Source organism: Arthrobacter sp. AOP29-A2-19 (assembly GCF_058138025.1).
Genome location: NZ_CM176894.1, coordinates 2,017,803 through 2,030,436 on the forward strand (window position 1 = coordinate 2,017,803; position 12,634 = coordinate 2,030,436).

The 12,634-nt window shown below is 69.8% G+C and carries 10 protein-coding genes and 2 tRNA genes; 4 read left to right on the plus strand and 8 right to left on the minus strand.

Features of this window, described 5'->3' with window-relative positions:
* Positions 1-135: 135 nt before the first annotated feature.
* From AC3ZJJ_RS09395 to AC3ZJJ_RS09405, 3 genes are all read right to left on the minus strand, one after another.
* Positions 136-208 (minus strand) — tRNA-Asn (locus AC3ZJJ_RS09395).
* A 69-nt stretch (positions 209-277) separates the two neighbouring features.
* Positions 278-1,555 (minus strand): MFS transporter, encoded by a 1,278-nt coding sequence (locus tag AC3ZJJ_RS09400; protein WP_489891563.1) that lies wholly within the window; start codon positions 1,553-1,555, stop codon positions 278-280.
* A complete protein-coding gene (locus AC3ZJJ_RS09405; protein WP_489891564.1) occupies positions 1,556-1,918 on the minus strand; it encodes a universal stress protein in 363 nt (120 codons plus the stop codon).
* 170 nt (positions 1,919-2,088) lie between these two features.
* Between AC3ZJJ_RS09405 and AC3ZJJ_RS09410 the strand changes: the two genes are divergently transcribed.
* The 4 genes from AC3ZJJ_RS09410 to AC3ZJJ_RS09425 are packed head-to-tail and all read left to right on the plus strand — an operon-like array spanning position 2,089 to position 6,286.
* Complete coding sequence (locus tag AC3ZJJ_RS09410; RefSeq protein WP_489891565.1) at positions 2,089-3,138, plus strand: Bug family tripartite tricarboxylate transporter substrate binding protein; 1,050 nt, start codon at positions 2,089-2,091, stop codon at positions 3,136-3,138.
* Positions 3,135-3,725 carry a tripartite tricarboxylate transporter TctB family protein gene (locus AC3ZJJ_RS09415; protein ID WP_489891566.1) on the plus strand — a complete coding sequence of 197 codons (591 nt, stop codon included), beginning with the start codon at positions 3,135-3,137 and terminating at the stop codon, positions 3,723-3,725. The genes AC3ZJJ_RS09410 and AC3ZJJ_RS09415 overlap by 4 nt, the downstream gene beginning before the upstream one ends.
* 51 nt (positions 3,726-3,776) lie before the next feature.
* On the plus strand, positions 3,777-5,231 hold the full coding sequence (locus AC3ZJJ_RS09420; RefSeq protein WP_489895771.1) for a tripartite tricarboxylate transporter permease: 1,455 nt from the start codon (positions 3,777-3,779) through the stop codon (positions 5,229-5,231).
* Positions 5,228-6,286 (plus strand): alanine racemase, encoded by a 1,059-nt coding sequence (locus tag AC3ZJJ_RS09425; RefSeq protein ID WP_489891567.1) that lies wholly within the window; start codon positions 5,228-5,230, stop codon positions 6,284-6,286. The genes AC3ZJJ_RS09420 and AC3ZJJ_RS09425 overlap by 4 nt, the downstream gene beginning before the upstream one ends.
* A gap of 6 nt (positions 6,287-6,292) precedes the next feature.
* Here the strand turns inward: AC3ZJJ_RS09425 and AC3ZJJ_RS09430 are convergent, their stop codons facing one another.
* The 5 genes from AC3ZJJ_RS09430 to dusB all read right to left on the minus strand — a co-directional run bounded on the left by AC3ZJJ_RS09430 (position 6,293) and on the right by dusB (position 12,581).
* Positions 6,293-7,762, minus strand: coding sequence for a lipase maturation factor family protein (locus AC3ZJJ_RS09430; protein WP_489891568.1), 1,470 nt, complete (start codon positions 7,760-7,762; stop codon positions 6,293-6,295).
* Between the two features lie 67 nt (positions 7,763-7,829).
* Positions 7,830-7,905 (minus strand) — tRNA-Asn (locus tag AC3ZJJ_RS09435).
* A gap of 63 nt (positions 7,906-7,968) precedes the next feature.
* Positions 7,969-9,987: a DNA primase gene (gene dnaG / locus AC3ZJJ_RS09440; protein ID WP_489891569.1), complete on the minus strand. Its 2,019-nt coding sequence runs from the start codon at positions 9,985-9,987 to the stop codon at positions 7,969-7,971.
* 76 nt (positions 9,988-10,063) lie between these two features.
* Positions 10,064-11,413 carry a deoxyguanosinetriphosphate triphosphohydrolase gene (locus AC3ZJJ_RS09445; protein ID WP_489891570.1) on the minus strand — a complete coding sequence of 450 codons (1,350 nt, stop codon included), beginning with the start codon at positions 11,411-11,413 and terminating at the stop codon, positions 10,064-10,066.
* Positions 11,397-12,581, minus strand: coding sequence for a tRNA dihydrouridine synthase DusB (gene dusB / locus AC3ZJJ_RS09450; RefSeq protein WP_489891571.1), 1,185 nt, complete (start codon positions 12,579-12,581; stop codon positions 11,397-11,399). The genes AC3ZJJ_RS09445 and dusB overlap by 17 nt, the downstream gene beginning before the upstream one ends.
* Positions 12,582-12,634 lie beyond the last annotated feature (53 nt).

Consider the following 12,634-nt stretch of genomic DNA (forward strand, 5'->3'; position numbering starts at 1 on the left):
GCGTTGCACGGCCGCGCGAACACTGGTCACGCCAAGCGGCGGCGTCCTGCGCCGGGGTTCGGCACCGTACGGCACTGGGGCCGCCAAGGGAATGCAAAAGGGGCCCCGCCTTGCGGCGGGGCCCCTTCGTTTGCGCTCCCCCGACTGGACTCGAACCAGTAACCCTTCGATTAACAGTCGAATGCTCTGCCAATTGAGCTACGGGGGATTGAAGCGAGTAAAACTGTAGCAGGGCGCCCGCCGATCCTGAAATCCGCTCGGCCACCCGAACGGGGCGTCAGCCGCCGCGGCCACGATGCCCGGGCGAGAGCTTCTCGATGCCGGAGACCGCGAGGACCGCGCAGCTGAACCAGATGGCGCCCGCCGGGCCGAGGGGCGCCGCGGCGACACCCGCCAGCAGGGGCATGGCCACCTGACCCAGCCGGTTGCCCATCAGGCGCACGGCCAGTGCCGATCCGCGCCACGGAGTCGGCACGGACTGGGAGACCAGTGTCATGGTCAGCGGCTGGCCCAGCCCCAGACAGAAGCCGCCGACGGCGAGGCACACGGCGGCGAGCCACACCTGCTCGATCACCAGCGGGGGAATTGCCAGGGCTGTGCCGGCGCCAAAGAGGCTGACAAGGACCAGCGGTTGGCGGCGCCAGCGCCGCGACAGGGCGGGGAGAAACACGCGGGAGAGGATCGTGGCGCCGCCCCGCACCGCCAGCAGCGCGCCGATCCAGACCGGCGCGACGCCCGCGCGCTCCCCCACCACCGGGAGGAAGGCCACAAGGATGTCGATCATCGCCAGCAGGGCCAGGCTCGCCAGCATGTGGGAGGGGATGCCGGGAATACGGAGGATCTTCGCGACGCTGGGCCGGCCCGCGTCTCCGGACGGAGCATCGCGCGTCCCCGTCGCGCTGCCGCGCAGCGGCGCCTGCCCGCGCCGCCTCACAGGGTTCGGGCGCGCGTCCCCCGCGTCGGGCAGGCGCGGCCTGGCGATCATCAGCGGCACCGCCAGGATGGAGAGCGCGGCCCCCAACAACAGGGCAACGTTGATGCTCGTCAGCCGTTCCGGCGCGCCGAGTTCGGCCGTGCCCACGATCAGGCCACCGGCCAGGGGGCCGATCAGCTGACCGGCCGCGAAGGCGGCAGTGAACCACCCGAATCCGGCGTCGAGCTCGCTCTCGCGGGAATAGCGGGCCACGGCACTCTGTCCGGCGATCGTGTACATCAGGTGGCCGATGCCCAGGACAGCGCTGCCGACGGCCAGCGCCCACAGGGTGGTTCCCGCGGCCAGGAGGCCCGCGCCGCCGGCCAGCAACACGGCTCCCCCCGCCAGCAGGATCCTCAGCGACGGAAGCCGATCGCTCACCTTCCCCAGCCAGACCGCGAGGAACAGCGGCAGTATCGCGTAGGCGGCGGTGACCGCCCCGACGATCGTCGCGTCGGCGCCAAGCTCCAGGAGCTTGTAGCTGGTCATGGGGCGGACCAGGTTGAGCGTGGACTGCGTGAGGACCGCGGAACCGATCAGCAGCCATAGCCAGCGCAGCCGACGCCCGCGTCCCTCCGCCAACTAGGCGTTCCTGGAAGCTTTGACCGCGATGACCGGCACGGACGCCCCGAGCAGGATCTCCTGGGCATTCGAACCGAGCAGCAGCTTGCCCACGGGGCTGCGGTGCTTGATGCCGATCACGATGGTCGAGACGCCCTCCGCCTCCGCGAGGTCCAGGAGGTCCCCGGCCGCGTCGCGGCTCCGCGGATCCGGCGCCCGATACGTGACGGCCACGCCGTCGATCTGGTCCGGGTAGTCCGTGGGCGCGTCCTTCTCGAGGTCGAACACCACGAGGGCCTCGCCGCGGCGGTGGGCCTCCGCCACCGCGGCGGCGACCGCCGCAGCCCCTTCGGCGCTTCCGCTGCGTGCCACCAGTACCGACATCGTGTGTGTCCTTCCGTCGAGTGGGCTCCGGCCCGTTCGCTAACAGACTAGTCCCAGGTGACACGCGCTTCGCCATTGGCCGCGGCCACTAGGTTTTGAAAGTGACACTCGTTACGTTTGTTCCTACAGGCGGCGTCCCGCCGAGCACGAACCACAAGGAGGCGGTGGCCATGTCCCAGGACTCGTCCAACCCGGGCGGCGGCCCGCCGGATCCCGAGGGCGGCCCGCCCACACGCAAGGGCCCCGGAGCCGGGATGGTCGCGTACGGCGTCGTGGCCGCGCTGGTGGTCGGCACGGCCACGTTCTTCTCCATCCAGTCGGCGACCGCGGGCGCGGACCTCCGCAGCAATCTCACGCTGATCGCCCCCGCGGGCGCCGGTGGCGGCTGGGACGGATTCACCCGCGAGCAGCAGGCCGCCATGCGGGTGAACGGGATCGTGAACAACGCGCAGGTCGTCAACATCCCGGGCGCCGGCGGCACCATCGGGCTGGGAAGGTTCTCCACGATGACCGGGCAGGCGGACACGCTGCTGGCCACCGGTTCCGTCATGCTCGGCGGTATCGAGCTGAACGACTCTCCCGTGGACCTTGGGGACGTCCGGCCGCTCGCGCGGCTCTCCGACGACTACGACGCGATCGTCGTTCCCGCCAGCTCTCCCTACAACACGCTGGACGAGCTCGTCGAGGCGTGGGCCAAGGACCCCGCCTCGTTCCCCTGGACGGGCGGCTCGGTGGGATCGATCGACCACCTCATCATCGCCAAGCTCGCCCTGGAGGCCGGCATCGACCCCGCCGAGATCACCTACATCCCCAAGACCTCCGGGGGCGAGGCGATCCAGACCATCTCCTCGGACACCGCCAAGGCGGCCGTGTCCGGGTACAACGAGTTCTCAGACCAGATCGCCGCGGGCCGGATCAGGGCGCTGGGCGTCTCCAGCCCCGAACGCCTGGACGGCGTGGACATCCCCACGCTCAGCGAGCAGGGGTACGACGTCGAAATGGCCAACTGGCGCGGCATGCTCGCGGCGCCGGGCATCACCGACGAGCAGTTCGCCGAACTCCAGGCCATGGTCACGGAGACCGTCCAGACTGCGGAATGGCGCGACGCGTTGGCCAGGAACCAGTGGACCGACTCCTTTATGACCGGCGACGAGTTCGCCGAGTTCATCAGACAGGACCAGGCGTCCATCGCCGCACTACTCGAGGAGTTGGACCTGTGAGCCACACACGGACACACACCGCGGATGCCACCGGCTCCACCGCCCACGGCTGGTGGCACGGCCGAAGCGGGCTCCTGCTGGCGCTCATCATGGCGGCCTTCTCCACGTACCTGTTGGTCGGCATCAACACCATGGTGGTGCCCGACGGCGCCGACCCACCGGGCCCCGCGTTTTTCCCCACCCTGATCATGCTTGCCGGGTACGCCCTCGCGGCGCTTCTGGCCGTGTCCTACATCCGCACCCCGGAGCCGGCGGAGCCCGCGACCTTCACCGAGGACGACGCCGCCAGCCCCGACGAGCGGCGGGCGGCCGAGGCCGCCGCGCGCGTCCCGTACCGGACCTTTTCCGACTGGTACGCCGTGGGCTGGAGCGCCGGAGGCTTCCTCGCCTTCGCCCTCCTGCTCGAGCCCCTGGGTTGGATCCTCGCCGCGGCGCTGCTGTTCTGGTGCGTGGCGCACGGCATCGGAAGCCGCCGCACCCTGTTCGACGTGAGCCTGGGCCTGGTGCTCAGCAGCTTCGTGTACCTCGCGTTCGACGTCGGACTGGGCCTCAGCCTCCCCTCGGGACTGCTCGGGGGTGTGTTCTAGGTGGATGCCGTCAACAGCCTTCTCGAGGGCTTCACTCTGGCACTGACGCCCATGAACCTGCTTTGGGTGGTGGTCGGCTGCCTGTTGGGGACCGCCGTGGGCGTGCTCCCTGGCCTCGGTTCCTCCATGGCGGTCGCCCTGCTCCTGCCGATGACCTTCGCGCTGGATCCGACCGGGGCGTTCATCATGTTCGCCGGGGTCTACTTCGGCGGCCTGTTCGGGGACTCCACCATGGCGATCCTCATGAACACGCCGGGCCAGGCGTCATCGATCGCCTCCACCTTCGAGGGCCACCGCATGGCCCGTGCCGGACGCGCGCCCCAGGCACTGGCGACGGCGGCCATCGGCGCCTTCATCGGCGGCATGATCGCCTGCGTGGTCGTCGTTTTCCTGGCCCCGGCGCTGGCCGACTTCTCGGCGAACTTCGGCCCACAGGAGTTCTTCGCGCTCGCGCTCTTCGCCTTCGTGGCGACGTCCTCGGTTGTGGCGGACTCCGTGCTCAAGGGGCTGTCGTCGCTGGTCCTCGGACTCGGCATCGCCGTCGTGGGGATCGACCAAACCTCCGGCGCCGAGCGCTTCAGCTTCGGCGTCCCCCAGCTCTTCGACGGCATCTCGCTGGTGACCGTGACGGTGGCCGTGCTGGCGCTGGGCGAAGTGCTGCACATTGCCTCGCGCATCCGCCGTGACCCGACGACCCGCGCGATCAAGGCATCGGGCCGGCCCTTCCTCTCCCGCGCCGAGTTCCGCGAGGCCCTCCCGGCGTGGCTGCGCGGCACCGGCATCGGCCTTCCGTTCGGCGTCATTCCCGCCGGAGGGGCCGAGGTCCCCACGTTTGTCGCCTACGGGCTGGAGCGGCAGCTCGACCGTCGACGCAAGGAGCCGCGCTTCGGCAAGGGCGCCATCCGCGGCCTTGCGGCGCCGGAGGCCGCGGGCAACGCGACCACCGGCACCGCCATGGGCGCGCTGCTGGCGCTCGGCCTGCCGGTCTCCGCCACGGCGGCGATCATGTTGGCCGCCTTCCAGCAGTACGGCCTGCAGCCCGGTCCGCTGCTGTTCGACCGCGCACCCGACCTGGTGTGGGCCCTGCTCGCCAGCTTCTTCATCGCCATGGTGGTGCTGCTGATCCTGAACCTTCCGTTCGCGCCGCTGTGGGCCAAGCTCCTGTCGATCCCCAGGCCCTACCTCTACGGTGGCATTACGGTGTTCTGCGGGCTGGGCGTGTACGCCACCTCGGGCTCCACCTTCGACCTGCTGATGCTGCTGGGCATCGCCCTCCTGGGGTTCGCCATGCGCCGCTTCGGGGTGCCCCTGGCGCCCCTGATGATCGGCATGGTGTTGGGTCCGCTGGCGGAGACGAGCATGCGGGACGCGCTGATGAGCTCCAACCAGGACTATGGGGTGTTCGTCGACGGCCCCATCCCGATCGTCATCTACCTGCTGCTGGTCCTCGCGCTCGCGATCTCCGTCGGCGGGCGGATCCGGGCCCGGGAGAGGCGGGACACGTGACGCGCTCCACGCCCTACCTGGCCGTCGACGCGGCGGTCCTCAGGCGCAACATCGAGGCCATGGCGTCCTTCGCCGACAGGGCGGGGGTCTCGCTGCGGCCGCACGCGAAGACGCACAAGAGCCTGGACATCGCGCGCCTCCAGCTGGAGGCCGGGGCCGTGGGGCTGACGGTGGCGACGCTCGGCGAGGCGGAGGTCTTCGCCCGCGGCGGCTTCACGGACCTATTCGTCGCCTACCCGCTGTGGGTCGACGAGGCCAAGGCGCGGCGGCTGCGGACCCTGCTGGATGGCGCCCGGATGAGCGTGGGCGTGGCCTCGGTGGCGGCGGCGCTGCGTCTGGGAGAGGCGCTGGGCGGGGACGCCGGCCGGCTGGGCGTACGCATCGAAGTCGACAGCGGCCACCACCGCAGCGGCACGACGCCGGAGGAGGCCGGGCGCGTCGCCGCGGCCGCGCGCGGCGCCGGACTGCGGGTCGACGGCGTCTTCACGTTCCCGGGCCACGGGTACGGACCCGGCAGGGCGGCGGCCGCGGCCGTGGACGAGGACTCCGCGCTGACGGCGGCGGCGGCCTCTCTCGCGGCGGAGGGGCTGGAGTGTCCGGTCCTGAGCGGTGGATCCACCCCCACGGTGTTGCACAGCGGCTCGGGGGCCGCCAGCGAGCTGCGGCCCGGGGTGTACGTCTTCAACGATGCGCAACAGCTGGAGAGCGGCTCCTGCCCAGAGGCATCCGTGGCACTGTCCGCGGCCTCGACCGTCGTCGATGTGCGCGGCAACCACGTGGTGGCCGACGCGGGCAGCAAGGTGCTCGGAGCCGACCGGCCCGACTGGACGACCGGCTACGGTCGCGTCGCGGGCCACCCGGGGGCTCGGGTGGTGGCCCTCTCCGAGCACCACGCGACGATCGAGTGGGACGGCCCCGTTCCACCGCTGGGCACACGGCTGTCGCTCATTCCGAATCACGTGTGCAACGCGGTGAACCTCGTCGACGAGCTCGTCGCGGTGGAGGACGGCTACGACTCCGTGTGGACGGTCCACGCCCGGGGCCGGAACTCGTAGCCCGGTTCACGCGCCGCGCGCCGCCGCGGCCGGGATCACCAGGCGGGCCCGGTCGCGGACCCAGTAGGCACCAGTTTCCCGGTGTTGCTCCCGTGTGGCGAACCGGTAGCGGTACGACCACACCCGCACAAACCGCGGCGGGGCGCCGCCGAAGGGGTCTCGTCGCAGCAGCCGCAGGGTGGGAGGATCCGCTGCCAAGAGTTTGCCGAGGAACGCGTAGAACCAGCGCTGATGGACCGAGCCGAGCGGCAGAAACCACATCAGCCAATCAAGCCGCAGGTGGTACGGGGCGAACTGCCGCGGGCGGTATCCGAGCTCCCCGGGCTTGCCCTTGAACTCGTACTCGCGCCACTGCGCGTCCGGCGAGGACGCGTCGTCCAGCGTGCCCTCGACCACGATCTCGACACGCTCCCGCGTCACTGTGCCGAAGGCCCCGTAGGCGTTGCCCAACTGCCAACGGTTGAAACTTGCGTTCATGAGTTGACGGCTGGAGAACAGGTTGCCCGCGGCCGGGACGCTCGCGACGACGATCAGGAGCGATGCTGCCAGGACAAGGACGTTCCACCACAGCGGGGCCGCGGCGGGCGAGCCCAAGTCGGCGTGTATCCCGGGGACGAGCCTGTGCACCACGTCATCGCCGACCCCACAGAACGCCAGGACGATCGTGATCCAGTTCAGCCACGCAAAGTTGCCGGTGGCCACCAGCCACAGTTGCGTGAAGACGATGACGGCCGCGGCTACCGAGGCCGTGGGTTGCGGCAGGAAAAGGAGGAACGGAACCACCATCTGGGTCACATGGTTGCCGGCGACCTCGGCCCGGTGCCACCACTTGGGCATCAGATGTGCGCGCCGGCTCAGGGGGCCGGGCATCGGCTGGGTCTCGTGGTGGTAGTAGAGCGCCGTCAGGTTGCGCCACGCGGGGTCGCCCCGCCACTTGATCATTCCTGCCCCGAACTCCAACCGAAACACCAGCCATGCGGTCAGCACCAGCAGCGGAGCCGGTGGCGGGACCTGCTGCGAACCGAGCAGCCCCACGGTGAACCCGGCCTCGAGCAGCAGCATCTCCCAGCCGAAACCGTAGAAGGTCTGGCCGACGTTCACGATCGACATGTAGTCGCCCCACAGGAGAAGGAACGCCGCCAGCGGAAGCCAGGGGGGGCCCTGTTGCGGCAAGCCGACCACCAGCGTGGACGCTACGACAATCCCCCCAACGCAGAGCAGCGCCAGCTTCCGGTCCGAATAGCCCCACCTGCGGAAGATCGTGGGACCCCGGGCGCCACCGCGGGCGAGCAGTTCGGGCACCGGCAGCAGTCCGTGGTCGCCGCAAAGGACGCGGAATTGGTTCAGCGTCGAGGCGAACGCAACGACGTAGAGGGCGGCGACGCCGCGCTGCAGAACCTGCCGCGCGAACTCGAACTCGGTGCCGGACAGCCACTCCACACGCCCATGGTAGGTCCGGCCGACGCCGGCGGCCATGGACGCGCACCCGACGGTGGAAACACGCAGGTCCCCGCCCTCAAGCGAGGACGGGGACCTGCGGTTTTGGCTCCCCCGACTGGACTCGAACCAGTAACCCTTCGATTAACAGTCGAATGCTCTGCCAATTGAGCTACGGGGGAAAGCAACAGGTACGACTATACAAGAGCGGTGGCGCGTGGACTAAATCGCGGGACGCGCGGCGCCTATTCCGCCCGGAGCGACCGGCGGCGCAGCTCGAGTTCCATCAGCTCGCGGTTGATCCGCTGGAAGACGGCGGGATCCTCCGCCGGGTCCATCCGCTGCAGTTGCCCGATCTTCTCCGCCTTCAGGTGCGTGATCTGCAGCTCGAACAGTCGGTTCATGATGTCCCGGCAGTACCGTGCCAGCGCCTCTTCCGAATTGGCCGGCAGGGGCATCACGGCCAGTTCGGAAACGAATCCGCGGACCGGTTCCGGCACTTCCTGGCGGATCGATTCGACCCATTGGGACGGGGTCGCCCCGGACGCGCCGGCCGCCCGGATGGCGTTGTGGATCAGGACGTGCACCGGCGCCATAAAGCGCGCGTCATAGAACGCCTGCCACTGTTCCGGCGAGAGCATGCCGGGCTGCTGGAGGACGACCTCGAGCGATTCGCGTTCCATACGCGCAACCGGGTCGCGGGGGTCCGGCCGCGCGAACCCGGGTTCCTGGGCCGGCTGCTCCTGCTGGTTCCCGGCGGATTGCCGCGGTTCCTGCTCGCGGCCATGGTCGCGGTACTGCCCTTGGCGCGTGTCCTGCCGGTGACCGTCGCCGCCGCGGCGCTGGCCGTCGCCCTGCTGCGGCCTTCCGGCGTCGCGCCGATCACCGTCGTGCCGACCGCCGCCCGCGCCGGGCGCCCCGTCCCCGCCGTCGCGCAGACGTTTGGCCGCCGCGCCGATGGAACGGTTGACGTCGTCCATGTCCATCCCGAGCCAACCCGCCAACTCGCGGGCATAGGCCGTCCGCATGGCGGAGTCCCGGATGGCGGAAATGATGGGCGCGGAGGCGCGCAGGGCCTGGACGCGGCCCTCCACCGTGTTGAGGTCGAAGCGCTTGAGACCCACCTTGATGGCGAACTCGAACAGCGGGCGCTTGGAGGCGATGAGCTCCCGCACGGCCTCCGGGCCACGCCGCTGGCGCAGCTCGCAGGGGTCGGCGCCGGTGGGCTCGACGGCCACGTAGGTCTGGGCGGTAAACCGCTGGTCCTCCTCGAAGGCCCGCAGCGCCGCCTTTTGGCCGGCCGCGTCACCGTCGAAGGTATAGACCACCTCTCCCCCGGTGCCGTCGTCCTGAAGCAGACGCCGGGCAATCTTGATGTGATCCGTGCCGAACGATGTCCCGCAGGTCGCCACGGCCGTTCCGACGCCTGACAAATGGCACGCCATCACGTCCGTGTAGCCCTCGACGACAACCAGCTGGCGGTTCTTGGTGATCTCCCGCTTGGCGAGGTCCACCCCGTAGAGCACCTGGGACTTCTTGTAGAGCTGGGTCTCCGGGGTGTTGAGGTACTTGGGCCCCTGGTCGTCCTCGTAGAGCTTGCGTGCACCGAATCCGATGGTGGCCCCGCTCAGGTCGCGGATGGGCCAGATCAGCCGGCCGCGGAAGCGGTCGTAGATGCCGCGGTTTCCCTCGGAGAACATGCCGGTGAGCTTGAGTTCCTCCTCCTGGAAACCCTTGTGGCGCAGGTGCTTCAGGAGCGCGTCCCAGCCCTTCGGCGCATAGCCGACCCCAAAATGGGCGGACGCCGTCTCGTCGAAACCGCGCTCCGCGAGGAAGCGTCGGCCGGTTTCGGCCTCTTGGCCGGCGAGCTGGGCGCGGAAAAACTCCTCGGCGATCTTGTGGGCGTCGAGCAGGCGCTGGCGGCGGCCGACCTCCTGCTTGTTGGGGCCGTGGCCGCCGTCCTCGTAGCGGAGTTCGAATCCAATGCGGCCGGCCAGCCGCTCGACCGTTTCGCTGAAGGTGGTGTGGTCCATTTTCTGGATGAAGGCGATGACGTCGCCGCTCTCGCCGCAACCGAAACAGTGGAACGTGCCCACCTGCGGCCGGACGTGGAAGCTGGGGCTTCGCTCGTCGTGGAAGGGGCACAGTCCCTTGTACGAGCCGACGCCGGCGGAGCGCAGCGTGACGTAGCCGTCGACGACTTCCTTGATGTCCGTGCGGGAGCGGACCTCATCGATGTCTTCGCGTTTGATCAGGCCGGCCATGCCATCCAGTCTAGTTGGCGCCGCCGACGCTTCGGACGGCGCGGGTTCCGGTCGGGCGCGTCCGGCCGCGGGTCGCTCAGAAGAGTTCGCTGCTGAAGGAGTGGCCCTGCACCAGCGTCGCGTGCCATTCGATCGCCGAGCCGTCGGTCAGGGACGCGACCTGGTCGATGACCACGCGCAGACGCCCGGCGTCGTCTCCCGCGTCCCGCCAGTCGGCGGCGAACATCGGCTCGAGGTAGCGGTCGCCCGTCTCCGTCAGGAGTCCCACCAGATCCGCCAGCACTTCCTGCTGCCGCTGGTAGATCGGTCGCCTCTCCTCGCTGGTCATCACGTAGGCCGTCGCCAGGCCCTTCATGGCCGCGATCTCGTGCTCGGTCTCGAGCGGAACCAGGAGCCGGCCGTTGAAGCGGGTCAGCGGATCCGGGCCGAACTCGGCGCGCGTCGCCTCCAGCGCTGACTGGCAGAAGCGCCCGATGAATTGGCTGGTCATGTCCTTCAGCGCCGCCATGGACCTGCGCGAGCCGTCGGCGTGGGGCACCCATTCCGTCGTCGCCTCGAGGCGCGCCAGGGCGGCGTCGATCGTCTCGTCCGGTTCGTCGTGCAGGTACCAGCGGCGCGTGTAGTCGATCACGCGGGCCCGCTGGTCCGGATCACGGATCCAGCGGAGTTGGAAGCGCCCGGCGACAATCGCATCCTCCACGTCGTGCACGGAATAGGAGATGTCGTCGGCGAGGTCCATGACCTGGGCCTCGATACACGTCTGCAACGGCTCCGACGCGGCGCCGTGCGTCCCGTCGTCGTTGCCGGAGCGCAGCCAATCGAAGATGGGACGGTCGTCCTCGTAGACACCGAACTTCTTGGTGGTCTTGCCGTTCTTCAGCGGGGCGTCCGCGCGCCGCCACGGGTACTTCGTGGCGGCGTCGAGCGTGGCCCGGGTCAGGTTCAGGCCGGCGGATTCGCCCGTGTGCCGGAACGTCTTCGTCTCCAGGCGGGTCAGCAGGCGCAGGGTCTGCGCATTGCCCTCGAAACCGCCGATGCCCTCCGAGAGCTTGTTCAGGGCCTTCTCGCCGTTGTGCCCGAACGGCGGGTGTCCGAGGTCGTGGGAAAGGCAGGCCGTGTCGACGACGTCCGGGTCGCAGCCCAGGGTCCCGCCCAGTTCGCGCCCCACTTGGGCGACCTCGAGCGAGTGGGTCAGCCTGGTGCGGACGAAGTCGTCCGAGTAAGGCGCGACAACCTGGGTTTTCGCGCCGAGCCGGCGGAGCGCGGACGAGTGCAGGACGCGGGCGCGGTCGCGCTCGAAGCTGGTCCGGTAGGACTTCTTCGGGGGCTCGGGGACCCAGCGCTCCTCGTCGTAGGGCGTGTAGCCGGGAGCCAGGCGGGAGCCGCCCCGCGCGGAAAGGTAGGGGGACTCAGCCACCGGAGACATCCAGTTCGGCCGCGGAGATCATGGACTTGTGGTCGGCGCTCAGTTCGCGGCTGTTCAGCCAGCCGTCCGGCAGCGCGGTGCGCTTGGGCGAGCCCGCGCGGCCGCGGGGACCCTCGGCGTCCGGGCCCGGGTAGGGGGCGTCCGCGTCGAGCTGCGAGAGCAGCTCGCGCAGGACCTCGAGGCTCGGCACGGCGGCGAGTGCGGCCCGCAGCTCGCCTCCGACCATGTAGCCCTTGAAGTACCAGGCGACGTGCTTGCGGATGTCACGCAGCGCCTTCCCCTCGTCCTCGAAGTAGTCGACGAGCAGTTCCGCGTGGCGGTGGAAGCTGTCGGCGACCTCCTTCAATCCCGGCCGGAAGCGCCGGTCGGTTCCCTCGAAGGCGGCCTGCAAGTCGCCGAAAAGCCACGGTCGGCCCTGGCAGCCCCGGCCGATGACGACGCCGTCGACTCCCGTCTGCTCGACCATGCGGAGGGCGTCCTCGGCGCTCCAGATGTCGCCGTTGCCCAGAACCGGAACGTCCGGGAGCGCCTCGCGGAGTTCGGCGATGGCGTCCCAGTCGGCCTGGCCCGAATAGAACTGGCTGGCCGTGCGGCCATGGAGCGTGACGGCCGCGACCCCCGCGTCGCGCGCGATCTTGCCGGCCTGGATGAAGGTGAGGTGGTCGTCGTCGATGCCCTTGCGCATCTTGATGGTCAGGGGGATGTCGCCGCGGGCGGCCTCGCGCGTGGCTGCCTGGACAATGGCGGTGAAGAGGTCGGTCTTCCACGGCAGGGCCGACCCTCCCCCGCGGCGGGTGACCTTGGGGACGGGGCAGCCGAAGTTGAGGTCGATGTGGTCCGCGCGGTCCTCCTCAACCAGCAGGCGCACGGCCGCGCCCACCGTCTTGGGGTCGACGCCGTACAGCTGGACGGAACGCACGGATTCGTCCTCGTCGTGGGAGATGATCCGCATCGACATGTCGTTGCGCTCGACGAGGGCACGCGAGGTGACCATCTCCGCGACGTAGAGGCCACCCCCGTATTCCCGGCACAGTCGCCGGAACGCCTTGTTCGTGATGCCGGCCATTGGGGCCAGCACCACGGGCACGTCGATAACGAGGTTGCCGAGTTTCAGGGGCGGCAACTCGAGCTTTGCGGGCGTCTGGGATTCGGTCGCGGTAACGGTCACCCATCCATTGTCTCAAGTCGGCGCAAATCCGGAGCGCCCATGTCCGGGAGACC